The organism is Roseibium sp., from assembly GCF_039982295.1.
In the GTDB taxonomy this organism is placed as follows: Bacteria; Pseudomonadota; Alphaproteobacteria; order Rhizobiales; family Stappiaceae; genus Roseibium.
Window position 1 is genome coordinate 58,980 of record NZ_JBDWYP010000064.1, and the last position, 23,977, is coordinate 82,956.

At 58.3% G+C, this 23,977-nt stretch carries 20 protein-coding genes; 8 read left to right on the top strand and 12 right to left on the bottom strand.

Annotated features, from left to right (window positions below):
- Positions 1–13: 13 nt before the first annotated feature.
- On the bottom strand, positions 14–433 hold the full coding sequence (locus ABJZ52_RS13175; RefSeq protein ID WP_348190218.1) for a hypothetical protein: 420 nt from the start codon (positions 431–433) through the stop codon (positions 14–16).
- Positions 434–606: 173 nt separating this feature from the next.
- Here ABJZ52_RS13175 and dut point away from each other — a divergent pair, with 173 nt between their 5' ends.
- Together dut and cysK are read left to right on the top strand one after the other, a co-directional pair.
- Entirely contained in the window at positions 607–1,059 is a 453-nt protein-coding gene (gene dut, locus ABJZ52_RS13180) for a dUTP diphosphatase (RefSeq protein ID WP_348190220.1), read from the top strand.
- A gap of 128 nt (positions 1,060–1,187) precedes the next feature.
- Entirely contained in the window at positions 1,188–2,147 is a 960-nt protein-coding gene (gene cysK / locus ABJZ52_RS13185; protein WP_348190222.1) for a cysteine synthase A, read from the top strand.
- A gap of 92 nt (positions 2,148–2,239) precedes the next feature.
- On the opposite strand, the gene ABJZ52_RS13190 is transcribed toward cysK, so the two are convergent.
- The 9 genes from ABJZ52_RS13190 to ABJZ52_RS13230 form a co-directional block, all read right to left on the bottom strand.
- The gene (locus tag ABJZ52_RS13190; RefSeq protein WP_348190224.1) at positions 2,240–2,794 is read right to left on the bottom strand and encodes a hypothetical protein; all 555 of its coding nucleotides are present in this window, start codon (positions 2,792–2,794) and stop codon (positions 2,240–2,242) included.
- Between the two features lie 107 nt (positions 2,795–2,901).
- On the bottom strand, positions 2,902–3,855 hold the full coding sequence (speB, locus tag ABJZ52_RS13195; RefSeq protein WP_348190226.1) for an agmatinase: 954 nt from the start codon (positions 3,853–3,855) through the stop codon (positions 2,902–2,904).
- 123 nt (positions 3,856–3,978) lie between these two features.
- Positions 3,979–5,058: a tryptophan--tRNA ligase gene (trpS, locus tag ABJZ52_RS13200; RefSeq protein ID WP_348190228.1), complete on the bottom strand. Its 1,080-nt coding sequence runs from the start codon at positions 5,056–5,058 to the stop codon at positions 3,979–3,981.
- A gap of 121 nt (positions 5,059–5,179) precedes the next feature.
- On the bottom strand, positions 5,180–6,742 hold the full coding sequence (gene murJ, locus ABJZ52_RS13205) for a murein biosynthesis integral membrane protein MurJ (RefSeq protein WP_348190230.1): 1,563 nt from the start codon (positions 6,740–6,742) through the stop codon (positions 5,180–5,182).
- Positions 6,743–6,792: 50 nt separating this feature from the next.
- Positions 6,793–9,615 carry a [protein-PII] uridylyltransferase gene (locus tag ABJZ52_RS13210; protein WP_348190258.1) on the bottom strand — a complete coding sequence of 941 codons (2,823 nt, stop codon included), beginning with the start codon at positions 9,613–9,615 and terminating at the stop codon, positions 6,793–6,795.
- A gap of 107 nt (positions 9,616–9,722) precedes the next feature.
- Positions 9,723–10,094, bottom strand: coding sequence for a helix-turn-helix transcriptional regulator (locus tag ABJZ52_RS13215; protein WP_348190232.1), 372 nt, complete (start codon positions 10,092–10,094; stop codon positions 9,723–9,725).
- Between the two features lie 4 nt (positions 10,095–10,098).
- A complete protein-coding gene (locus ABJZ52_RS13220; protein WP_348190234.1) occupies positions 10,099–10,680 on the bottom strand; it encodes a Smr/MutS family protein in 582 nt (193 codons plus the stop codon).
- Positions 10,677–11,897, bottom strand: coding sequence for an MltA domain-containing protein (locus ABJZ52_RS13225; RefSeq protein ID WP_348190236.1), 1,221 nt, complete (start codon positions 11,895–11,897; stop codon positions 10,677–10,679). The genes ABJZ52_RS13220 and ABJZ52_RS13225 overlap by 4 nt, the downstream gene beginning before the upstream one ends.
- Complete coding sequence (locus ABJZ52_RS13230) at positions 11,897–12,634, bottom strand: Tim44/TimA family putative adaptor protein (protein ID WP_153771690.1); 738 nt, start codon at positions 12,632–12,634, stop codon at positions 11,897–11,899. The genes ABJZ52_RS13225 and ABJZ52_RS13230 overlap by 1 nt, the downstream gene beginning before the upstream one ends.
- Before the next feature lie 232 nt (positions 12,635–12,866).
- Here ABJZ52_RS13230 and ABJZ52_RS13235 point away from each other — a divergent pair, with 232 nt between their 5' ends.
- The 3 genes from ABJZ52_RS13235 (at position 12,867) to polA (ending at position 17,580) form a co-directional block, all read left to right on the top strand.
- Positions 12,867–13,370, top strand: coding sequence for an FxsA family protein (locus ABJZ52_RS13235; RefSeq protein ID WP_348190238.1), 504 nt, complete (start codon positions 12,867–12,869; stop codon positions 13,368–13,370).
- 139 nt (positions 13,371–13,509) lie between these two features.
- Positions 13,510–14,541 carry an acyltransferase family protein gene (locus ABJZ52_RS13240; protein WP_348190240.1) on the top strand — a complete coding sequence of 344 codons (1,032 nt, stop codon included), beginning with the start codon at positions 13,510–13,512 and terminating at the stop codon, positions 14,539–14,541.
- 57 nt (positions 14,542–14,598) lie between these two features.
- The gene (gene polA / locus ABJZ52_RS13245; protein WP_348190242.1) at positions 14,599–17,580 is read left to right on the top strand and encodes a DNA polymerase I; all 2,982 of its coding nucleotides are present in this window, start codon (positions 14,599–14,601) and stop codon (positions 17,578–17,580) included.
- An 87-nt stretch (positions 17,581–17,667) separates the two neighbouring features.
- On the opposite strand, the gene ABJZ52_RS13250 is transcribed toward polA, so the two are convergent.
- Both ABJZ52_RS13250 and ABJZ52_RS13255 read right to left on the bottom strand, forming a co-directional pair.
- Positions 17,668–18,150, bottom strand: a complete 483-nt coding sequence (locus tag ABJZ52_RS13250) for a DUF305 domain-containing protein (protein WP_348190244.1) — start codon at positions 18,148–18,150, stop codon at positions 17,668–17,670.
- Between the two features lie 119 nt (positions 18,151–18,269).
- A complete protein-coding gene (locus ABJZ52_RS13255; RefSeq protein WP_348190246.1) occupies positions 18,270–18,509 on the bottom strand; it encodes a BrnA antitoxin family protein in 240 nt (79 codons plus the stop codon).
- Positions 18,510–18,705: 196 nt separating this feature from the next.
- Between ABJZ52_RS13255 and ABJZ52_RS13260 the strand changes: the two genes are divergently transcribed.
- The 3 genes from ABJZ52_RS13260 (at position 18,706) to ABJZ52_RS13270 (ending at position 23,964) form a co-directional block, all read left to right on the top strand.
- Entirely contained in the window at positions 18,706–20,232 is a 1,527-nt protein-coding gene (locus ABJZ52_RS13260) for a YifB family Mg chelatase-like AAA ATPase (protein WP_348190248.1), read from the top strand.
- Positions 20,233–20,326: 94 nt separating this feature from the next.
- The gene (locus ABJZ52_RS13265; protein ID WP_348336738.1) at positions 20,327–22,774 is read left to right on the top strand and encodes a response regulator; all 2,448 of its coding nucleotides are present in this window, start codon (positions 20,327–20,329) and stop codon (positions 22,772–22,774) included.
- A 257-nt stretch (positions 22,775–23,031) separates the two neighbouring features.
- Positions 23,032–23,964 carry a GNAT family N-acetyltransferase gene (locus tag ABJZ52_RS13270; protein WP_348190251.1) on the top strand — a complete coding sequence of 311 codons (933 nt, stop codon included), beginning with the start codon at positions 23,032–23,034 and terminating at the stop codon, positions 23,962–23,964.
- Positions 23,965–23,977 lie beyond the last annotated feature (13 nt).

Sequence of the window (23,977 nt, forward strand, 5' to 3'; positions counted from 1 at the left end):
TGCTGGGATCGGGTCAGCGATAGCCGGCCAGGTCGATGGCGGTGTTGCACTTGTTGCTAACGCTCGGCTGTGCCTTCAGCAAACAGCGAAGGAGGTTGCCGTTGCCCGGCTTGACCAGTTTGCAATACTGCTGAGCATCCCGGTCGCAGAGCTTGGGCGCTACTGCCTGAGCGGCAAAGCGGGCCTCCAGAAGGGCCGTAACCGTAATGCTGTCCGCCGCGCACTGAGCCGAAATCTTGGATTCATTCTCGCTCAGACATTGACCGATCTCGTTGTTTCCAAGGTTGGCGGTCTTGCAATAAGTGTTGATGTCCTTGCCGCAACTGGCACCCAGGATCTTGATCGCATCCGCGAAGCCAACTGTTTGTGCAGCAGCGGGCAAAACCGGCGCCATAAGAAAACATGACATTATGAGCACTAGAAATTTATTCACGCGAAAGTCTCCCATTTTGATCTTTAAACTAGAGTCATGCGCACTTTTTCATCCCGCAGCATCTATCGCAAGGGAAGCTTCCAAAAATCGGGGAGGGTGTTTCGTGACAGTTGACAAATGCCTGACCAAATCCCTTGAGTAGCCGACCATTTTCACGTTCCGCAGGAGCCTTCATGACCGTCCGCCTCGAACTCAAGCGCCTGCCCCATGGTGTCGATTTGCCCCTCCCTGCCTACCAGAGCGACCTGGCGGCTGGTCTCGACCTTCTGGCAGCCGTTGATGGGCCTCTGATGCTCTCACCCGGCAAGCGCGCGCTCGTGCCGACCGGCCTTGCCATGGCGCTCCCTGCAGGCTTCGAAGGCCAGGTTCGCCCCCGTTCCGGACTGGCCGCGAAAAATGGCGTCACGGTCCTTAATACCCCGGGTACGATTGATGCGGACTATCGCGGCGAGGTGAAAGTCATCCTCATCAATCTCGGCGATGAGCCCTTCACGATCGAACGCGGCGCGCGGATCGCGCAGCTTGTTGTAGCTCCCGTCCTGCAAGCGGACCTGATCGAAGTCGAAACCCTGTCTGAGACACAGCGCGGCACCGGAGGCTTCGGCTCGACGGGCACCGGTTCATGAGCCTGCGCCGACGGCTGTTTTCACGATCAGCTGTCTGATTGGAATTTCTTCCCTCGCAATTCACTGCGAGTGCACCTAATTTTCATCCGTTAAAGGCGATCTTTCGACGCTAAATCTGGGGGACCACCATGAGCGACAAAAAACCGGGACGCGGCCGAATCTACTCTTCCATCACCGAAACCATTGGCGATACGCCAATCGTGCGGCTGGACCGTTTGGCGCACGCCCATGGTGTGAAAGCCAACCTTCTGGGCAAGCTCGAGTTTTTCAACCCGGTTGCAAGCGTCAAAGACCGTATTGGCGTTGCCATGATTGAAGCCATGGAACAGGCTGGAAAGATCACACCGGGCAAATCTGTGCTTGTCGAACCGACGTCGGGCAACACCGGCATCGCGCTCGCGTTCGTGGCTGCGGCAAAAGGATACCGGCTTGTCCTCGTGATGCCGGAGACCATGTCGGTCGAGCGGCGCAAGATGTTCAAGATCCTTGGCGCCGAACTGGAATTGACCGATGGCGCAAAGGGCATGAAAGGCGCAATCGCGCGCGCGCAAGAACTCGTCGACGAGATTCCTGATGCAGTGATGCCGCAACAGTTCGAAAATCCGGCAAACCCGGAGATCCACCGCACCACCACCGCAGAAGAGATCTGGAATGACACTGACGGCGCTGTCGATGTCTTCGTCTCCGGCATCGGCACCGGCGGAACGATCACCGGCGTGTCCCAGGTTCTGAAAGACCGCAAACCTGGCCTTCACGTGGTTGCCGTCGAGCCTATGGACAGCCCAATCCTGTCTGGCGGAAACCCGGGACCGCACAAGATCCAGGGTATTGGCGCCGGTTTTGTTCCGGGCATTTTGGACACATCCGTCTTCGATGAAGTTGCAACAGTCTCCAACGACGAGGCTTTCGCGATGGCCCGGGAAGTTGCCAAGACCGAAGGCGTTCCGGTCGGCATTTCGTCAGGTGCTGCGCTGAGCGCTGCCATCAAGGTCGGCCAGCGCGACGACATGGCTGGCAAGACCATCGTGGTGATCATCCCGTCTTTCGCGGAACGCTATCTGTCGACCGCCCTTTTCGACGGGCTTTGAGAGCCCACACTCTCCTAGACAAGAGCAACACATGAAAACGGCAGGAGACGGGTCCAGACCCGCTCCTGCCGTTCTGTTTCATCGACAAGTGGCTAGTCGAGAACGCCTTCGGTCGAGAATTCGCAAACCTCAGCCATTTTCAGGTATGCTGCCGAGAATCCGTTCAGGGAGGCGATGATCAAACTGCCCCCGGCAACGGAAACGGCCAGCTCGCCATTGCGGCGCATGGCCTGAAGAGCCAGGATATTATCCTCTTGCGCCACCCGCCCATTGGCGAAGGCAAAGCCGTCTTCATCAAAGCCGGCCTCTACCTTGCCCATGACGCTGTCGCCGTCGTCGAATGAGAAGAAAACCGGCTCACCATTTTTCATAAGTGTTGCATGGCCACGAAAAGCCCGTTCCAGAACAGAGACCTCCGGATAGCTGTAGGGAGGCCCCGCATCTCCGCTGAAAAACGTCGCAGAAATGGTCGGGAGGCCGTCACCCCCGGTGAAAATCATACACCGCTTGTGGTCGTCCTCATCCGATTCAACTTTTTCAATCGAAACGTTCCAGTCCTTATAGCTCCAGAAATCCTGTGCAGCGGCAGTCTGAACGAGACCCAGGCTCGCCAGCACACAAGACAGGCCAATTGCCAAAAAACGCATATATCATCCTTACCTTAAATGAGTACGGCATTTCTCTTGCCGGAAACTGATTACGATTCCTTGCGAAAATCGCATTGAAATCAACCTATTGCGAAGAAGATGCGCTGTCACCGATGATGCAGAATCCGACCCAGCGTGTTCATCAGGATCTGGGCGGCGAGTGTGCTGGTGGATCCCGTCGGGTCATAATCCGGTGCGACCTCGACAAGATCCAGACCCACAATGGAGCCTCGCTGCGCCAGTCCGTCGATGAATTCGAGGATCTCGTAGTAGAGAAAGCCACCGTGGCTCGGCGTTCCTGTTCCCGGGGCAATCGACGGGTCGAATGCATCGATGTCTATGGTCAGATAATAACGCGCGCCTTCGGGAATGCGGGTCAGCATTTGCTCCACACCAAGCTTGCGAAAGTGACGGACTGACTGGATGTCGGATCCCATGGCTCTCGCATCCTCGTAGCCGTCCCGGGCTGTCGAGGAAACGTTTCGGATGCCAATCTGACTAAGGCCTGTAACATAAGGCTTTTCGGCAGCCCTGCGCATTGGATTTCCGTGGCCATAGCGCACACCGTGGCGCTCGTCGACGAAATCCAGATGGGCATCGATCTGAACCACATGGATCGAACCTTCGGCATCAAAGGCGTTGATGCAGGGAATGTTGATCGAATGATCACCGCCCAGCACCACAGGCAGAGCACCGGCGGCCAGGATCTTGCGAACGCCGGCCTCGATGTTGGCGTGACTCTGGATGGTATCCGTGTGGATGATGTCCGCGTCGCCAAGGTCAACGATGCGGGTCGTTTCAGCCGGCAGATAGGTTATGTCGTCTTCGAAGTCATAAGCGCCTGCATGGCCGAAGGAAAACAGCGTGGAGGCTTCACGGATTCCGCGCGGGCCCATGCGCGCTCCTGATCGCCATTGAGTGCCCATGTCGAATGGGGCTCCAAGAACGGCAACGTCGGCGTCTATGGCGTCCCAATCCGCCTGATAAGGGTACTTTCCAAAAGTACAAATACCGACAAAGGGCAGGTTCAAACGCCCGGTTTCATAACCATGAGATGTCAAATCGGGATCTCCGCGACAATTGCCATAAGTCCTTTACTGTAGAGGACAGGCCTATCTGCGGCCAACAAAAAACCCCGCCCGAATGACGGGCGAGGTTGATGTTGCGGCTCCGGGAATCCGGTATCAGCGCACGTCGAGAAAACCTATGATCTTGCGAACATCCTTGAGGACCGGCTCGGCAATGGCCGAAGCTTTTTCGGCGCCGACCTTCAAGATCGCATCGATTTCCGAGGTATCGGCCATCAGGCGGCGCATTTCGTCCGTCATCGGCGAGAGTTTTTCGACCGCCAGATCCGACAAGGCCGGTTTGAAGGCCGAGAACTGTTGGCCGCCAAATTCTCCAAGGACTTCCTGCTTGGACTGACCTGAAAGCGCGGCGTAGATACCAACCAGATTGTCTGCCTCCGGACGATCCTTCAGACCATCGACTTCACTTGGCAGAGCTTCCGGGTCGGTCTTGGCTTTCTTGATCTTTCGGGAGATGGCCTCGGCGTCATCGGTCAGGTTGATCCGCGAGAGATCCGAAGGATCAGACTTGGACATTTTCTTGGTGCCGTCGCGCAGGCTCATGATGCGGGTTGCCGGACCTGCAATCATCGGTTCGGTCACCGGAAAGAACAGATCCTCCGGCAGTTCCGGCGAAGGCGTCGGGTTCGGCACGCCAACGTCCAGCTCCTTGATCCGGGCGGCAAAATCATTGTTGAATTTTTGCGCGATGTCGCGGGTCAGCTCCAGATGCTGTTTCTGGTCGTCACCGACGGGAACATGCGTTGCCTTGTAGGCAAGAATGTCGGCAGCCATCAGGCTCGGATAGGCCAGAAGACCCAGAGAGGCATTTTCCTTGTTCTTCCCGGCCTTGTCCTTGAACTGGGTCATCCGGTTCATCCAGCCGATACGGGCGACGCAATTGAAGATCCAGGCCAGTTCCGCATGCTCGCGCACCTGGGACTGGTTGAAGATGATCGACTTCTTGGGATCGATGCCGGCGGCAATATAGGCCGCGGTCACTTCACGGGTTGCCGATGTCAGCTTGCCTGGATCGGGGAAGCCAGCCGTGATTGCGTGAAGATCGACAACACAGAAGATCGATTCCATCTGATCCTGGATCGGAACCCAGCGGGATACCGCTCCAAGATAATTGCCAAGATGAAGATTGCCGGTCGGTTGAACGCCGGAAAAGACGCGGGGCTTGAACGCCGTCATTTTCTGTCCTTTTTCGCAAGATGCCGGTTGGAAGGGCTCCTGGGGTGATCGATGGCACGGTCTTAAGCCACCAGGCAAAGCTCTTGCAAGCGCCGAGCGCGCCAATGGTGAATTCGGCGGGTCAGGTGTTGCGCCGCTTCAACGACCGCACATGTGCGACAAGGTCGCTACCCCCGGACAGCTGGGCAAAGACCGCGAAAACAATCGCACCTGTCGCGACAAGAGCAGCAAGACCTGCAACGCGGACCAGGAGGTTTGAACCGGAGATCCAGGGCGCCAGTCCGATAGCAGCAAAATGGATCACAACTCCCATCAAACAGCTGGCAAGCAGGATCAGCGCGAGCTTTCTCAAAACAGTCAGGTCGGGCGTGAAATGGCCGCGCCGCCACAGCACGATCACCAGAAGTCCCGTGTTCACCCATCCGGCGACCGTCGTGGCCAGGGCTATGCCCACATGTTGCAAGAACGGAAAGAACGCGAGCGAAAGGGCGACGTTGACCGCCATCCCGATCCCGGCAAACCACATAGGCGTCTTTGTATCCTCGCGCGCGAAATAGCCCGGAGAAAAAACCTTGTTCAAGACAAACGCCGGAAGCCCGAAGGCAAAGGCCGCGAGCGCAGCCGCCGTTCCTTCGGTCGCAAGCGCATCGAACCGACCACGCTCAAAGAGCACTGAGACAATCTCATGGGGAACAACCGCCAGCGCCACCGCAGAGGGCAGGGTCAGCACCAACGAGAACTCGAGGGCATTGTTGAGGCTATGCTGATACTGATCTTCATGACCGGCACGCAGCTGACGGGTAAGGCTCGGCAGCAGGACAACGCCGATGGCGATGCCAATCACACCGAGCGGCAATTGATACAGACGGTCGGCGTAGTAGAGCAGGGCATTCGCGCCGTCCTGCAGCGACGCGATGACCTGCCCGACCGCGACATTGATCTGCGTGACACCACCGGCGATGACGCCCGGCACACCCAATGCCAGAAGGCGTTTGACCGATTTTGTGTAACGCGGGCGATATATGGGAATGCGGAAACCCAGGCGCTTCAGGTCCCAAAGAACAACCGCCAGCTGGAAGATGCCCGCGACGGTCACACCGACCGTGAGAATGACACCAAGCGTATAGGGGTCCTCAACACCGGAAAGGATCACCCCGCCAAGCACCAGACTCATGACCACATTGAGCATGACCGGTGCAAAAGCAGCGGCGGCGAACCGTTGGTAGGTGTTCAGGATGCCACCAATAAAGGCCAGCATGGACATGAAGACAAGGTAAGGAAAGGCGATCCGGGACATGAGGACCGTCAGGTCGTACTTCAGCGCGTCATCAACGAACCCTGGGGCCAGGGCCCAGACGACCGCCGGCATGAAAATCTGCGCCAGTGCCGTCAGCACGAGCAGACAGAACAAGAGGCCAGCTCCGATTTCACCGGCAAATTTGCGCGCGGCGTCATCGCCCTCTTCTTCGACGGCACGTCCGAAAAGAGGGATGAAGGCAGAGTTGAAGGCCCCTTCGGCAAACAGACGCCGAAACAGATTGGGAAGCCTGAATGCAACCACAAAGGCATCCGCTACGGGGCCCGTGCCCACCGCGGCAGCCAGCAGGGTATCGCGCACGAACCCAAGCAACCTGCTTGCCATAGTCGCACCGCCAACCGTAGCGAAGTTCTTCAAAAGGCTCATGTTTCAAATCTCATGGCCTCGGGAACAACCCGCGGCGGTCAAATCTTAGATCAGGATGCCCGCCGAGCAATCGGGGCGGATGCACTCATGTCGATTTCTCCACCGACCGCTGCGGCCAAACGCTCGCGAATAATCGCCTGACGGCCGATGTTGGCAATTTTTTGTCCGGTCAGATCGGTCACATAAAACACATCGACCACGCGCTCACCGAAGGTCGAAATATGGGCTGACCCAATATTGAGGTTCAAGGTCGCGATCGACCTGGTCAGGTCATACAAAAGACCGGATCGGTCCAGGCCAGAGATTTCCAGAACCGTATACTCGTCGGACCAAGAGTTGTTGACCAGAACGTCCGCCTCGATTTTGAATGCCTTCATGCGACCCTTGACCGACGCCTTCTTAATGGTCGTCTCCGGCAGAGGCGCCTCGCCGCGCAAGGTCTTGCCGATCAGCTTGGCAATTCTCTCACCGCGTCTGCTCTCATCCGCGTCGTCCGGCAGCTCGTGGCTGATGAAAATCGTATCAAGTGCAAACCCATCGGTCGTCGTATCAATCTGGGCATCCACAATGTTCGCACCGGTCGCAAAACACGCGCCCGCGATCACTGACAGCAGACGCGGGTGGTCAGGTGCCAGAACGGTGATTTCCGTCACTCCCTCGAAGGAATGCGGCGTGACGTCAAAGGCAAGCTTGTCGTCATTCTGATCGACCTTGCGGATCAATTCCGCATGAGCCAGAGCGCGTTGCGGGTCAATACGCAGCCAATAGGCCTTGTAGTGACGGTTCACGTAAGCGTTCCGCTCCTCCTCGCTCCAATGTCCCAGCTCGGAAACGAGTGTCTCCTTCGCCTGGTCCACAGCCTGGCGATGGGACACTTTCGTATGACCGCCGGTCAGATGTGGCTCGCACTCGTAAAAGAGGGTCCTCAGAAGCTGCCCCTTCCAACCGTTGAACACACCGGGACCGACCGCGCGAATGTCAGCAACGGTCAGGATCAAGAGAAGCTTCAGGCGCTCCAGCGACTGCACGACATTTGCAAAGTCCGTAATGGTCTTGCGGTCGGACAGATCCCGGGACTGGGCAATGGTGCTCATGTCCAGATGATGCTCGATCAGCCAGGCAACCGTGTCTGTCTCCGCGCTGGTAAGGCCAAAACGCGGGCAGAGCTTTCGGGCGACGCGGGCACCGGCAATGGAATGATCCTCCGGCCGACCCTTCGCAATGTCATGGAGGAACATGGCCACATAAAGCAGCTTCCTGCTTTGCAGCGTGCTGATCAGATCAGATGACAGTGGATGGTCTTCCCCTGAATCGCCCCGCTCAATCTGCGCCAGAACGCCGATAGAGCGGATCAGATGCTCATCAACCGTGTAGTGGTGATACATGTTGAACTGCATCATCGCCACGACCTTGCCGAAGTCGGGAACAAACCGGCCCAACACGCCAGCCTCGTTCATCTTCCGGAGGGTCTTTTCCGGATTGTTGCGGGACGTCAGGATCGAAACGAAAAGACGATTTGCTTCCGGATCATTGCGCAGGCTGCGATCAACCAGCTTCAGCGACCGACGGATCAGCTTGGTCAGTTCCGGGTTCAGATTGAAGTCGTTCTTGTCGGCGACCTGAAAGACGCGAATGAGGTTGATCGGATCGTCGGAAAAGACGGTGTCCGACTTTGCATTCAGCCGATTGTTTTCGACCTCGAAGCCTGCAAATCCGGCCACGGGCTTTGCCGCAACAGCAGGCCGACCGACGCGAAACCGGCGCATGAGACCTGTAATTCCCTGGCCGCGTGGTTCCTTGACGTGCTGGCTCTCAAGCGCAGCGCATAGAATGCGTGTCAGATCACCGACATCCTTTGCCACCAGAAAGTAGTGCTTCATGAAGCGTTCCACGTCCTTCTGGCCGGGATGCTGTGTATAGCCCAGCCGGATGGCGATCTCGCGCTGCACCTCAAAAGACAGGCGTTCTTCTGGGCGTCCGGTCAGAAAATGCAGGTGGCAACGCACCGCCCAGAGAAAGTCCTCTGACTTGACGAAGCGCTTGTACTCGGAACGAGATAGCACTCCCTTCTTCACCAGCTCGGACTGGCGGCGCACCTGGTAGTGGTATTTGGCGATCCAGAACAAGGTGTTGAGGTCACGCAGACCACCCTTGCCTTCCTTGATGTTCGGTTCGACCAGATAACGGGATGTGCCCTGCCGCCGGTGGCGCTCATCGCGTTCTTCCAGCTTAGCCGCAATGAATTCAGAGCTGGTGCCGGCAACGACCTCGTCATTGAACCGATTGATCAGCTCTTCGTAGAGCGCCTCATCACCCCAAATAAACCGCGCTTCCAGAACCGCCGTTCGGATGGTCATATCCTGTTTGGAAAGGCGGATGCATTCCTCGATGTTTCGGGTCGCATGACCGACCTTCAATCCGAGGTCCCAAAGCATGTAGAGGATATATTCGACGACCTGTTCGCCCCACGGGGTCTGCTTGTAGGGCAGTACAAACAGGAGGTCGACATCAGAACCTGGTGCAAGCGTGCCGCGACCATAGCCACCGACTGCCACAACCGACATGCGTTCGGCGGCAGACGCGTTGGTCACACGGTACACATGGTGAAGCGCGAAGTCATAGATCACGCGGATCAGCTCGTCCTGCAGGAAGGACAGCCGCTGAGCACACAAAAGGCCGCCACCATCTTCATTGAGGCGTTCTTCCGCAACGGCGCGGCCGGCTTTCATGACGCTCTTCAGCTCGCCAAGCACCTTTGACCGGATCTTCAGGTCCGAGCCGTCGCCATCCGTATCCCTCGTCAGGTCGGACAGGCGTTGCCGCAAGGAATTCGCATCGATCAGGCCAGCAAGGTCTTCAGCGGTGTTCTTCATCAATCAGGCCGTTTTCCAAAATGTAGATGTGCCGGTCGGTTGGACTCACAAAGCATCGGCGACAGAAGCAATATACGCAGCAAAGGCTTTACAATCGGAGAATGCCTTTAAACGTCGTCCTTTGCCGCGACAACCCTCAACTGGTGGAGGAGATGAGCGAGAGATTCCGACGACAGGCCACCAATGTTCCCGGCCAGACGATTCGCCAGCTCGGTCGCCTTTGGATCCATACCCGAGGTTTCTATTGTCACCTTCGGGTCGGACAATTCGGCAAGTCGCTGAATTTCCTCGGCTTCATCCCAAATAACATTGAAAAACGTGATGATCCTTTGCACAAGGAACCAGGTCGGCTTGCCGCGCTTTCCATGCTCAAGCGCCGAAAGATAGGCGCTCGACACGGAAAGCTCCGCTGCCATCTCCTTCAAGGAAATTCCGCGCTTTTGGCGCAATTCGCGGATCTTTGCTCCAAGAGGGGTCACTGTCTCACCTCCGTCTCCGGATACGCACGTAAAGCGCACCTGACCCACCATGGGTCACATGCGCCTCTTCATAGCCGATTACGAGGGACCTCATGTCCGGCATCGCCAGCCATTGTGGCACAACCCGGCGCAGAACGCCGCGCTCATCCATAAAGCCGCCGCTTTCGCCACGCCCGCCCTTGCCCGTGATCACCAGCACGACCTTGTAGCCCGAAGCCTGAGCTTCATACAAAAATCCACGCAGGCGGTCATGGGCCTGATGCTGGGTGAGGCCATGCAGATCAATGCGGCCATCGATAGATTTCACGCCTCGAACCAGTTTCTTGCGGTAGCGATGTTCGAGCTGATGAAGCGGAAGTGGTGCGGCCGGCTTGGGCGCTTTAGGTGGCGTCCGGATAGCCGTTTCAGTGCTCGGCTTGGGCTTTTCCGCCTGTTTCTTGCCGTCAAGCATCTCTGAAAAGTCTTCAGGCTCGACCGGTTGTGAGGCCTGGGGGTGCATGGGTGTCAGCGTTTTCGTAACCTTGGCCCAAAGCTCCCTGTCCTCGGCGGTTAGCTGCCCCTTTTTGCGCTTTTTCGTCGGTTTCATCTATCGCTGCGCTCTGATTTGGCAGACTTGGGCAGCAGCACCATCATGCGCCCTGCATGCCGGATGTCGCCGGCAATTCGACCCGCAGCCAGTCCGGAACCAACAAAAAGGTCACCCCGCGCCGCGCCCTTGATCGATGAACCAGTATCATCGGCAATCACCAGTCTGCGAAAATCAGCCTTTAGTCCCTCGACATCCGACAGGCCCTTGACGTCTGACAAGCTCGTTTCAAGAAAGATCGGCAGACCAAGCGATAGATGCGAGAGATCCACGGCCAAGCTGCGCCCGGCGACGAGAGGCAACCCGGCTGCGCCAATCGGACCATCTCTTGGATCTTCGATCTCGACTTCACGGAAGAAAATATAGGAACGGTTCTGGCCTAGAAGCTCGTCACGGCCATCGGGGTTTTCCGCGAACCACTTGCGCAGGCCAGTCATAGTAAGCTGCTCAGGGGTTCCTTCGCCGCGATTCACAAGGACACGCGCCACCGATGTGTAGGGGTGACCGGTCTTTCCGGCATAGCCGACGCGCATCGCTGTGCCATCGGTCAGCCGCAGTCGTGCGGAACCTTGAACATGGACGAAGAACGCCTCTACCGGATCTGAAAGATAGACAAGATCCAGACTTTCGTCCGCCAATGCGCCCGCCATGATCGCCGGGCGGTCGGGCAATGGAACGATCCCCTCGGCGCTTTGCCGACCATGGCTGAGCTCTTCCGGCCAATTCCTCGGGCGATTGCTGCGCGTGATCTGGACCAGACCCTCAGGTGCTTTCAAGAGCGGTGCGGGGAAGGCGTCGCTTTGTGTCCGGGATGCAGCCAGTTCCGGCTCATAGTAACCGGTCACAAAGCCTTTTGCGTCAATCACATGAGGGATGAACTCGGCTTCAAAGAACGCCCTTGCCGCGGCATGGCCCGCGCCTTCGGCCGCCAGAGCGCTCTTGCAAATTTCCCCTGCCCGCTCAGCAGACAGGTGAATCGGGCCCTTGGCAAAAAGCGTTCCCGAGGATCGGCAAAAGCGAAGAAACGCCGACAGGGCATCGGCGTGACTGTCGTCCGCCCAGCCCGGCAGAGCATCAAAGTTGGTCTCTACAAATCCGTCTGGAGTCTTGCCGACCGGAGCGGCTTCGGTTTCTTCCGTCACCATCAAGAGCGCCCCGACACCAAGACAAAAGCCAAGAAGTCCCGCGCGGACGCGCCGTCCGGAACCCTGCCGCATTACTCTGCGGATTCGGTAGCAACAAGTTTCCAGTTCGGGTCGCGCGAAGAGGTGTCGCGCGCAAACGTCCAGATGTCGATGACCTCGGTAACCTTGCTTGGGTCGCCGTCAACAATCTCACCGGACTTGTCGCGAGTGGCAGAAATCAACTGGCTCTGAACCTTCACGGTTACCTGCGCCTGGGTGCCCTTGAGAGCTGCTTCCACGATTTCGGCCTTGTCGATGCCGACGAAGGTCGATTCGATGGTTTCGCCGCGCTTCTCGCGGTCATCGATGGCAGAAACAAAACCCTCGTAGACGTCCTTGGAAAGAAGCGATTTCAGGGCTTTGCGGTCGCCATCGGCAAAAGCCATGACGATCATCTCGTAGGCTGCCTTGGCACCTTCAACAAACGGCCCCGGCTCGAAGCTACGGTCGGCAGAGAGAATCTGACGAAGCGCTTCATTGAGAGCGGAGCCAGCCGGCGCGACCTTTTCGATCACGACGTCATCGTTCTGGCCCTGGTCCAGACGCTCGGACTGTGGTGCGTTTTGACCTGGCAGCGGAATTACGTTGTCGTCGCTGTCTGCATCTCCAGCCGGTCCGGCATCCTGATCCTGCCTGTCGGACTTGGAATAGGGATCGAACGGCGGACGTTCGTTGCCGGTACGCTTGCCCAGCACCGACCGCAAGCGGAAGATGATGAACACAGCCAGCGCCAGGAAGATGATGTTGTAAACGTCGAAAATTTCGTTCATTTCGTGCTACCGGCTATCCTGTCGTAGCACTTCGGACGGCATCAGGCTCGAAAGCCGTGCCAACCCTGAAGTGCAGGCGTTATGTCCTATGTAGGTGCCCTTGAACCAGCATCCAGAGCCAAGGGCAAGACAGTAATTTGACAAAGGTTCATTTGCGAGGCGCAAACCCCTCGCAATCCCTAGCCTAGATGACTACCTTTAGCCAGAGTAACACAGAGACGACGGAAACTTCGTGGCCCTTTATATTCTTGCAATCATCATTCTGCTGCCGCTGATCGAAATCGCGGTGTTCATCCAGGTGGGCAGCGCCATTGGCGTTCTGCCAACAGTGATCCTGACTGTCCTGACGGCCGTGGCAGGCACGATCATGCTGCGGCAGCAGGGCTTGTCTCTGATCATGCGAATGCAGAGCGAGATGGATGCAGGCCGGGTGCCCGGGCGAGACATGATGCATGGCGCATTGATCGTTCTGGCCAGCCTCTTCCTTTTGATCCCCGGCTTCGTCACCGACGCGATCGGCCTTTTGCTGTTTGTTCCTCCGGTGCGCGATGCTGTCGCCCGTTTCATCATTGCCCGGGCCAATGTCACGATTGTCGAAGGTGGAGCCATGCGCCGGGGTGAAGAAGGCGTCGTGGATCTGGACGAAGGCGACTGGAGCCGAACGGAAGACGAGAAGTCGCAGACGGGTGCTCCCCGTATCAGCCCGTGGTCTGGTGACGACAAGCCCGGATCCTGAGAGTTTCCGCAAAGGCTCCTCACACCATTGTGACGTGGAACGCCGGTTTTGGCGCCCACTTAACCACTCCTCTTAACCCCTCTTCAGCGCGCGCCCTGTAAGATTTGCGAAGATTTGAACCAAGGGCGAGGCGGCGCGGATGTCTTCGACGCGCATTGACTGGGTCGATACGGCCAAGGGTATCTGCATCATTTTTGTGGTGATGATGCATTCCGTGCTGGGCGTCGAGGCCGCAGCAGGCGAAACCGGATGGATGCATGCCATCGTCGCCTTTGCCGCGCCTTTCCGCATGCCGGACTTCTTTCTGATTTCCGGACTGTTCCTGTCGAATGTCATCAAACGCGACTGGCGTCTCTATCTCGACCGGAAAGTCGTTCATTTCGCCTATTTCTATGTGCTCTGGATGACAATCCAATTCGCCGTCAAAGCGCCTGTCTTTTCCGCGGACCTCGGCTGGCTTGGCGCGGTTCAATACTACTTCGCCAGCTTCATTCAGCCGTTCGGCACGCTGTGGTTCATCTATATGCTGCCGGTCTTCTTCGTGGTTTGTAAGCTGGCGCACGACAAGGGTCTGCCGTGGCAGCTGATTTTAGGCATCGCCGCATTTCTGCAGACTGCGCCAATCCACACAGGCTGGCTTCTCGTCGATGAATTTGCCTCGCGCTTCGTCTATTTTTATGCGGGCTACATCTTCGCACCGAAGATTTTCCAGCTTGCCGATTGGGCCAGGGCGCGCATGCCGCTCAGTCTGACAGCGCTTGCCATCTGGGCTCTGATCAACGGTGGCCTGGTCGCTGCCGGCTGGTCCGGTCTCCCCATCATCTCACTGGCGCTTGGAGCAGCGGGCGCAGGTGCCATCGTTCTGACCAGTACATTGATCACCGAATCAGGTCGGTTCAGTTCTCTCTCCCATTTTGGCGCAAATTCCATCGTTATCTATCTGGCGTTCTTCTTCCCGATGGGTGTTATGCGCGTCGTGCTCCTAAAGCTTGGCTTTCTGGATATCGGCACCATGTCGCTCATTGTCACGGCAGTTTCCGTGATCAGTCCGATGATCCTGCTCTGGATGATCCAAAAGACCAATTTCGGCTGGTTCCTGTTCCGACGGCCGACGTGGGCTTATTTGCCGGGAACCTTGGCTCCAAAGACACGACTGCAACCGGCGGAATAAGCTCAATCGGCTGCGGACAGGTTGGATTAGGTCTTTTCTCACGGTCGCCTTGCAGGCATGATCCACGCCATGTCGACAGAGAACTCCCTTCCCGCGCTCACCGCTGATGACCACCTGATCCTGGTCGATGGCTCTACCTTCATTTTCCGCGCCTATCACGCGTTGCCGCCACTGACGCGCAAGCCGGACGGGCTGCCTGTGGGTGCCGTGTCGGGCTTCTGCAACATGCTGTGGAAGCTCCTGCAGGAAGGTCTCACGCCGGAGAAGGGCGATGAGCCGACACATTTCGCGGTGATTTTCGACCATTCCTCAAAGACATTCCGCTCGGACATCTATCCTGAGTACAAGGCGCAGCGGCCCGAACCGCCCGAGGACCTCATCCCTCAGTTCGGCCTCATCCGTCAGGCAACACGCGCTTTTTCGGTCCATTCCGTCGAGCAGGAAGGCTATGAGGCCGACGATCTGATCGCGACCTACGCCGTGCAGGCCGCAGAAATGGGCGCACGGGTGACGATCGTTTCCGGCGACAAGGATCTCATGCAGCTGATCGGCCCGAAGGTGGGCATGATCGACACCATGAAGAACAAGATCTTCGGCGAAGAAGAAGTCTTCGAGAAGTTCGGCGTTGGTCCGGACAAGGTGATCGAGGTCCAGTCGCTGGCAGGCGACAGCGTCGACAATGTCCCCGGCGTGCCGGGCATTGGCCTGAAGACCGCCGCACTGTTGATCAATGAATATGGTGACCTGGAAACACTTTTGTCCCGCGCCAGCGAGATCAAGCAGAACAAGCGGCGCGAAAACCTTATCGAATTCGCCGATCAGGCACGTGTTTCCAAACAGCTCGTCACCCTCAAACAGGATGTGCCGGTCGACGTGCCGGTGACGCATCTTTCGGTGACCGACCTGGACGGCCCCAAGGCAGTCGGCTTTCTAAAGACCATGGGCTTCACAACGCTGACCAAGCGCGTTGCCGAGACCACTGGCGCGGAAGTTGCCAACATCGAGCCGGCCGACTTCCAGGTGCCGGGCTGGGATGTGCCTGATCATAAGGGTCGCCTTGTCGAACATGCCGCGCCTGCTGCCAAACCCGCCTCTGCCGCCGGCGGGGGTGCCGTCGATCTGCCGAAAGGCATGATGGTTCCGCAGACCGTGGCCGAAGCACGGGCGGAAGCTGCGCGCGCAACTGTGATTGACGCCAGCGCCTATGAGACCGTCACAACGCTCGACAGGCTGAAGGAATGGATCGCGGAAGCCTATGAAACTGGCCATGTCGCCTTTGATACGGAAACGACATCCCTGGACGCAATGCAGGCAGACCTTGTCGGGCTGTCTCTCTGCTCCATTGCGGGCAAGGCCTGTTACGTGCCGCTGGGCCATGTCGACGGCGAAGGCGACCTTCTGGGCGGTGGCGGTCTCGTGGCCGGTCAGATCCCTATGGATGACGCGCTTGCTGCGTTGAAGCCCATGCTGGAAGACCCCAGCGTTCTGAAGATTGCGCAGAACCTCAAGTACGACTGGCTGGTGATGATCCGCCACGGCATCGACATCGGCCCTGCCGACGACACGATGCTGCTGTCCTACGCGCTGGATGCGGGAAAAGGCGGCAACGGCATGGACGAGCTGTCAGAACGCTGGCTCGGCCACAAGCCCATCCCGTTCAAGGAAATCTGCGGGTCCGGAAAGTCGATGATCACCTTCGACAAGGTGGTAATCGACAAGGCCACCGCCTATGCCGCAGAAGACGCCGATGTCACCCTGCGCCTTTGGCAGGTGCTGAAGCCAAGACTTGCCTCCGAGCACATGGCCACGGTCTATGAAACACTTGAACGGCCCATGGTGCCGGTTCTGGGCCGGATGGAAAAACGCGGCATCTCCGTCGACCGGCAGATGCTCTCTCGCCTGTCTGGCGACTTTGCCCAGGGCATGGCCGCTCTGGAAGACGAAATCCGGGATCTTGCGGGTGAGAGCTTCAACATTGGCTCTCCCAAGCAGCTGGGCGATATTCTGTTTGGCAAGATGGGGCTTCCGGGCGGCAAGAAGACCAAGACCGGTGCCTGGTCGACGTCTGCTTCCGTGCTCGAAGACCTGGCAGCCGAAGGCCACGAACTGCCATCACGCATCGTGTCCTGGCGGCAGCTGTCCAAACTGAAGTCCACCTATTCCGACGCGCTTCCGGGCTTCATCAATCCGGAGACAAACCGGGTTCACACCTCCTATTCCCTGGCCGCGACCACCACGGGGCGTCTCTCCTCTTCCGAGCCGAACCTTCAGAACATTCCGATTCGCACCGAAGAAGGCCGCAAGATCCGCAAGGCCTTCGTCGCCGAAAAGGGCCACAAGCTGATTTCGGCCGACTACAGCCAGATCGAACTGCGAGTGCTGGCCCATATGGCCGACATCCCGCAGCTGAAAAAAGCCTTCGAGGATGGTCTCGACATTCACGCCATGACCGCCAGCGAGATGTTCGGTGCGCCGATTGAAGGCATGGATCCGATGGTGCGCCGTCAGGCTAAGGCCATCAACTTCGGTATCATCTACGGTATTTCCGCGTTCGGCCTGGCCAATCAGCTTGGCATCGGCCGCGGCGAAGCCAGCGACTACATCAAGACCTACTTCGAGCGTTTCCCGGGCATCAAGGATTATATGGAGACGGTCAAGAAGGACGTCCATGCCAACGGCTATGTGACGACCATCTTCGGACGCAAAGCGCATTATCCCGAGGTCAACACGAAGAACCCGAACATGCGTTCTTTCTATGAGCGGGCCGCGATCAACGCGCCGATCCAGGGATCTGCCGCCGATATCTTGCGCCGCGCGATGGTTCGCATGGAAGACCGGCTGTCCAGATCAAAGCTCGACGCGCAAATGCTCCTGCAGGTGCATGACGAACTGATCTTCGAGGTTCCGGAAGATCAAGTGGACGCCACGATCCCGCTGGTCCGCGAAGTCATGGAAAAGGCCTGCGAGCCCGTGCTCCAGCTCTCGGTCCCGCTCCAGGTGGACGCCCGCGCCGCCGACAATTGGGACGAGGCGCATTAGGGGTTGAAATGCCTCTGGGCCTTACCGGATGATCGGATGTGGCGGTATGCCCTGCGAGCGCAACCATCATGGAGGCGCTGAAATCACTCAATTCGCGGATACGGCCTGGCGTTCATTCGTCTTGCCTTCAAGATCTGCGATCAGCGCCTTCATCTCTGCAATCTCCTTGACCTGGGCCTCAACAATCCGCTCAGCAAGGTCGCGGACGCGCGGATCGGAAAGTTCCGCGCGACGGCTGGTGAGGATCGCGATCGAGTGGTGTGGGATCATTGCCTTCATCCAGGCAGTGTCCTGAATGGTTTCCTGCGACCGGACCAAATAAAGCGCGCCGGAGAAAATCACCACAGCAGCAGCAAAGATCGCAATGTTGGCGGTGCGATTCCGGTACATGTGCAGCATGAAGGCGAGCATCACCACCATCATCGCTGCACCCATATACAGCGCCATGTAAACCCTCGTCTCACTGAAGAAGACGTGATCGAGCGCGTAGGTGTTCAGATACATCAGGGCGAGCATGACCGCTGTCGAAGTGGCGATCATTGCGAAAAAACGAGTATAGGAGCCGTGCATAGCTCATCTCCGGGAACATCGGGTTGGGGTCAGGCACTTCTGACAGCAACGCCGACACTCCGGATGTGTTCCCATATTTGCCTTGGCACGCCCTGTAAAACAGGAAGGGGTTTGCTTGGCTAACTCAGCCCGGCCGCCTTTCTAAGGGCCGCATTGATGCGGTCCTGCCAGCCGGGGCCGTCTTCCTGAAAATATGCCAGGACATCATTGTCGAGACGGACGGACACGGTCTCTTTGCCGACCGGAATGGCCGACGTCTGGGCCTTGGGCGCTTCGTCGACCGGCTTTGTCGTGGCTTTCTTAAACAGTGCCTCCGCCTTGTCGACGGCACTTGTGGAACGGCGGGGCGGATGGGCCATGATGTACTTCCAGTTTGAATGGATTTGTGCCCCAGCATAGCCAAAATAAAGCGATGCGGGGGTTTTCTTTCTCACCCATCAGTATTTTGCATCGCGCTCGCAAGATCGACGTATCTCGCTTTTTGTTCTTTTTTCGTTCTTGTTATTTTTGTAAAAGTGTCCTAGCGTCAAATGCAATCTTTGGTGGAGGCGCGTTATGGTAAGCCGTGTGACGACTGTTGCCTTTCAGGGCATCGATGCCCTGCCCGTCGACGTTCAGGTTCAGGTTGGGCCCGGCATGGTTGCCTTCACGATCGTTGGGCTGCCCGACAAGGCGGTCGGCGAAAGCCGGGAACGGGTGCGAGCCGCCCTCCATGCTTCGGGTCTGGCCCTTCCTGCGAAACGCGTGACCGTCAACCTTGCACCTGCCGATCTTCCCAAGGAGGGGTCCCACTATGACCTGCCGATTGCGCTCGGGGTTATGGCCGCCATTGGCGCAATTCCCGCAGACATGCTTGGCGCCTATGCGGTTCTGGGCGAATTGGGCCTGGATGGCCGTCTTGCACCGGTCGCGGGCGTTCTGCCAGCTGCCATGGGCGCCAATACCATCGGCAAGGGGCTGATTTGTCCAGCGGCCTGCGGCGCAGAAGCCGCTTGGGCAGATGCAGACATGGACATCCTGGCGCCTGTATCCCTGATCCAGCTCGCCAACCATTTCAAGGGCACACAGGTACTGTCACGACCCTCGCCAAAACTTCAGGGTACCCCAAACAACCTGCCCGATCTTGGCGAGGTCAGAGGCCAGGAGACCGCCAAGCGGGCACTGGAAATTGCCGCGGCTGGCGGCCACAATCTGCTCATGAGTGGCCCTCCGGGGGCCGGTAAATCCATGCTCGCCAGTCGCCTTCCCTCGATCTTGCCACCGCTCAGACCGCGTGAACTTCTTGAAGTCTCAATGATTTCGTCACTCGCCGGCGAGCTCGCAGACGGTCGACTGACCGATCGCAGGCCATTTCGCGCGCCACATCATTCTGCCTCCATGGCCGCATTGGTCGGCGGCGGCATCAAGGCTAAACCCGGCGAGGTGTCCCTAGCCCACAACGGCGTTCTTTTTCTAGACGAATTGCCCGAATTCAATCCCCAGGTGCTCGACAGCCTGCGCCAGCCGCTGGAAAGCGGCGAGGCCGTGATCGCCCGGGCCAATCATCGGGTGTCCTACCCCGCACGTATTCAGCTCATCGCCGCGATGAACCCCTGCCGATGCGGGTACGCAGGGGAACCCGGCCACCAATGCCGGCGCGGCGCCCGCTGCGCAAGCGAGTATCAGGCTCGTGTGTCGGGGCCGCTTCTCGACCGGATCGATCTCAGGATTGATGTGCCAGCCGTGACTGCCGCAGACTTGATCACACCAACGGCGTCCGAGACCTCCGCAGCTGTCGGCGCACGCGTGGCGGAGGCAAGGCGGATCCAGCGTGAACGCTTTCTGAGCCTTGGCGTTTCTGCCTCGACCAACGCGGAAGCCCCTGCATCCGTGATCGAAACGATTGCAGCACCAGATCCGGGCGGTCTGCAATTCCTGCATGATGCAGCAAAGAGCCTTGCCCTCAGCGCCCGTGGATACCACCGAGTCCTGAAGCTGGCTCGCACCCTTGCGGACCTTGATGGGCTCGACACGGTTGGGCGAATTCATCTGGCGGAAGCCTTGAGCTACCGTGGTCAGGATCTCGCAAGACAGGCAGCTTGAACAAGGAGAAAGGCCGAACCTGGAAAGAAACGGTTTCTCAAAGGTTGTCCGCGACACTGCTGGTTCTTAGTGACCAAGTAGAGAGTATCGGTCCTTGGCAAGCCAGAACACCAAACGCGCCAGCAGACGGCAGGATTTGATTGACCGCGCCGATTTGGCGCCCGAATCCGCTACAGGCGAGTTGAACCGCAATGATCCCAGGTCGGCTGAAAACCTGGAAGCCCGTCGAGGGCCGCGTGAACTGAGGGAAAAAGTCTGGCCCAGCGCCCGTCGCATCCAGGTCGGAGCGTCCACACTTTCTGATCACAGCGAGGAAGCGGATTCAGCAAAATCGGCGATTTCAGCCGTTAACACCCCTTCAAAGCGGCTTCTCATGCTCTCGGCAGTGGGTGCTGCCGGCGGAACGCTCGGTGCTTTCATGCTTGTCGGCTCGCCCTCGACGCGGTTGATCGCGGTTGCCTTGGCTTTTTTTGCCGGCGCCATGGCAGTCTGGCGGCTGCTGGCCGATGACCAACACCGCGCCGCAGAGGGACTTGCCGCGAAAGACACGCGAATCAAGATGCTTCAGGCCCGTTGTGAAGAGCTCGAAGACCGCACTTGGGAACTGGGGGAAAGCGACGAACGGCAGGCGAGCATTCTGTCGACCCTTGGCGACATCGTCATTCGGCGCGATACGGACAGCACGGTCGTCTACGCAAACACAGCCGCACTTGAAGCTTTCGGCAATAGGCAAGGTCCTATCATTGGCCTGCCACTGACCCTGCCAAGGGTAAAACAGGCAGGAATGGCAGGTGGCCATCCCCGTGAAGATTCCGAAGGCGGCTTCGGCGACGTCATGCTGGAAACCAATCACGGAACCCGTTGGTTTTCGCGAATTGACGTGAGCGTGCGCGACACCTCTACAGAACAGCCCCTCATCCAGACGGTTTTACGCGATGTTACCGACCGCCGCATGATCGAGGATGAATTGCTGGCCGCAAGGCATTCGGCAGAGAATTCGAACGAAGCCAAATCCCGTTTTCTGGCGACGGTGAGCCATGAGATCCGCACTCCGCTAAATGGCATTCTTGGCATGGCTGCGCTCCTGCGCGACACCCGTGTTACCAAGGAACAGACCGCCTATATCAGCGCCTTGGAGACCTCTGGTGAAACGCTTCTGCTGCTGATCGATGAGGTGCTCGATTTCTCGAAGGTGGAAGCAGGGAAACTTGAAATTCAAACGGGCCCGACCGCGCTCGCCGGCCTTGCAGAAAATGTCGTCGAATTGCTTGCCCCCAAGGCACATGCAAAAGGGCTCGAAATCGGCACCCGCATTGACCCAGCCCTGCCTGATCTGGTCACGCTGGACGCAACGCGCGTACGGCAAATCCTGTTCAACCTCGCTGGAAACGGAGTGAAGTTCACGGATGAAGGCGGTGTGTCCGTCGAGATCGACGGCCGCCACAATCCGGCCGGAGGCTCTTTTCTGGATATCTGCGTCCGCGACACCGGCATAGGCTTCAACAAGGATCAGGCTGATCGATTGTTTCAGGAGTTCGAGCAAGTCGATCATGGTCCTGCCCGCAAATTTGGCGGAACGGGTCTTGGACTTGCGATCGCCCAGCGGCTTGCCGGGCTGATGAACGGTCGAATCTACGCTGAACCTGACCCGCACAAGGGTGCCCGGTTCATAGTCTCCCTGCCGGTTCCCGAAACCCTGCGCAGCCCAGGACAGGTATCAACGTCGGGCAAATCCGTGGTGCTCGTCAGCACCGGACAGATCGAGGCGCATTTGCTCGCCGCCCGCCTTGGTGCGGAAGGGGCGCAGGTGAATCTGGTCGCGCCTGGAAGTTCAGACATGCAGGACCGGCTGGCGGACGCGGATCTGATCCTGATCGACAATTCTTCCGTCCCTGATGCGGGAGGATGGCTGGCAACCGCGCGCCTGGCCGGTTGTTCAGCACCTGCGGTGGTCCTCGTGGCCCCGCCTGAGCGCGATCGGCTGACACGTCTGCGCGAAGCTGGATATGCGGCCTACCTGATCCGGCCTGTGCGGATGGAAACCCTGTCCCAGGTCACCTCCGGCCTTCTTCAGGACGCCGATGCCGGCCATTGCTGGGATATCGAGGCCACTGCAACACCTGCGGGAAGCCTGAAACAATCATCCCTTGCTCCCGCCCGGCCCTTGCGGCTCCTCGTGGCGGAAGACAACGACATCAATCGCCTCCTCAGCGAAGCGCTTCTCAGGAAACTTGGCCACGAACCTGTGATGGTCATTGATGGCGAAAAAGCCGTGGAAGCGGCGGCTCGAACACAGTTTGATGCCATCCTGATGGACCTTCACATGCCTGGCCTCGACGGAATTGGCGCGATCAAGCAGATCCGCGCCCAGGAAATTGCCGCCGGTAGGCCCGCCGTGCCGGTTCTGATGGTGACCGCTGATGTCATGCAGGACGCACGGGACAAGGCCGCAGCGGCCGGCGCAGCTGGTTATCTGACGAAGCCGCTTTCTGCTGAAGCAATCAGCTCTGCGCTGACCTCACTGCCGCGCGCGGACGTCTAAGCAATCGCGTTTGCTTTCTTCTCAGGCGGCGCTTTTAGTTGAACTCCACGGTTCACGCGCCTGCTCCTGTTTCGGCAGGTGTCATTTATCTGTTGGAAAAATGTGGTCTACGACACGGTCAAAGCCTGCTACTTTGGTTCGCGAGATCCTGTCGTAGCAAAGGCAAAAGGCCTGTTGAAACAATTCGCTCTGCGTGAGATGTTAACGCGCTGCCGCGGCAGATAAAAAAGGACCGCACGTCCATGATGGGGTCGGGCATGTTTTCGCCGAGGAAACTCGTTCAAAAATTTTCACCGAACAGCCGGCCTTTGCCGCTTGCGCCACGCTGGATACCGGCAAGTGCGAGAAGCGTTGCGTCCAGCTTTCAGAGTGCGAACGCGAGCCTTGGCCGGATCGGCGCCCTTGAAGTGCGTCTGGCACGCAGCGCGAAGGAAGTGAAGAAAGCCCAGCGACTGCGCTATCAGGTTTTTTATGAAGAAATGTCGGCCATTGCCGATGCGCAGACCCAGGCAATGCGCCGGGATGCTGATCCCTTCGACGCCTTCTGCGACCATTTGCTGGTCATCGATCACGACTCACTGAAACGCAACAAGCTGGGTCGGCTGAAGCCCGAGATTGTAGGCACTTATCGCCTGCTCCGTCAGGATGTGGCGGATCGACATGGCGGTTTCTATACGTCTGGCGAATTCAACATCCAGGCGCTCGTCGACGCAAATCCTGACAAGCGTTTCCTTGAACTCGGCCGCTCCTGCGTGCTCAAACCTTACAGGAACAAGAAGACCGTCGAACTGCTCTGGCATGGCATCTGGTCCTACGTCCTGCAGCACAAGATAGACGTCATGCTCGGCTGCGCGTCAATCGAGGGCACCAATCCGGACATGATGGCCGATCAGCTCGCGTTTCTACATCACAACGCCCGCGCGCCCGAAGCATGGCGCGTGCGTGCCGTCGACGACCGTTATGTGGAAATGAACCGGCTTCAGGCGGATGCCCTGAACCCGAAACAGGCGCTTCGTGCACTCCCGCCGCTGGTGAAGGGGTACCTTCGCCTTGGCGCCTATATCGGGGATGGCGCTGTCGTGGATCATCAGTTCGGCACAACAGATGTGCTGATCATCATGCCGGTCTCTGATCTCAATGCCCGGTATGTGAATTACTACGGCGCCGACGCCAGCCGTTACTCGAGCTGACACCGGCAGCCAA

What these genes read in the sequence shown, in the direction of transcription:
- dut (WP_348190220.1), top strand. Translation starts at nt 607, where the DNA reads ATGACCGTCCGCCTCGAACTCAAGCGCCTGCCCCATGGTGTCGATTTG.
- cysK (WP_348190222.1), top strand. Translation starts at nt 1,188, where the DNA reads ATGAGCGACAAAAAACCGGGACGCGGCCGAATCTACTCTTCCATCACC.
- ABJZ52_RS13190 (WP_348190224.1), bottom strand. Translation starts at nt 2,794, where the DNA reads ATGCGTTTTTTGGCAATTGGCCTGTCTTGTGTGCTGGCGAGCCTGGGT.
- trpS (WP_348190228.1), bottom strand. Translation starts at nt 5,058, where the DNA reads ATGACGGCGTTCAAGCCCCGCGTCTTTTCCGGCGTTCAACCGACCGGC.
- murJ (WP_348190230.1), bottom strand. Translation starts at nt 6,742, where the DNA reads ATGAGCCTTTTGAAGAACTTCGCTACGGTTGGCGGTGCGACTATGGCA.
- ABJZ52_RS13210 (WP_348190258.1), bottom strand. Translation starts at nt 9,615, where the DNA reads ATGAAGAACACCGCTGAAGACCTTGCTGGCCTGATCGATGCGAATTCC.
- ABJZ52_RS13220 (WP_348190234.1), bottom strand. Translation starts at nt 10,680, where the DNA reads ATGAAACCGACGAAAAAGCGCAAAAAGGGGCAGCTAACCGCCGAGGAC.
- ABJZ52_RS13225 (WP_348190236.1), bottom strand. Translation starts at nt 11,897, where the DNA reads ATGCGGCAGGGTTCCGGACGGCGCGTCCGCGCGGGACTTCTTGGCTTT.
- ABJZ52_RS13230 (WP_153771690.1), bottom strand. Translation starts at nt 12,634, where the DNA reads ATGAACGAAATTTTCGACGTTTACAACATCATCTTCCTGGCGCTGGCT.
- ABJZ52_RS13240 (WP_348190240.1), top strand. Translation starts at nt 13,510, where the DNA reads ATGTCTTCGACGCGCATTGACTGGGTCGATACGGCCAAGGGTATCTGC.
- polA (WP_348190242.1), top strand. Translation starts at nt 14,599, where the DNA reads ATGATCCACGCCATGTCGACAGAGAACTCCCTTCCCGCGCTCACCGCT.
- ABJZ52_RS13250 (WP_348190244.1), bottom strand. Translation starts at nt 18,150, where the DNA reads ATGCACGGCTCCTATACTCGTTTTTTCGCAATGATCGCCACTTCGACA.
- ABJZ52_RS13255 (WP_348190246.1), bottom strand. Translation starts at nt 18,509, where the DNA reads ATGGCCCATCCGCCCCGCCGTTCCACAAGTGCCGTCGACAAGGCGGAG.
- ABJZ52_RS13260 (WP_348190248.1), top strand. Translation starts at nt 18,706, where the DNA reads ATGGTAAGCCGTGTGACGACTGTTGCCTTTCAGGGCATCGATGCCCTG.
- ABJZ52_RS13270 (WP_348190251.1), top strand. Translation starts at nt 23,032, where the DNA reads ATGTTTTCGCCGAGGAAACTCGTTCAAAAATTTTCACCGAACAGCCGG.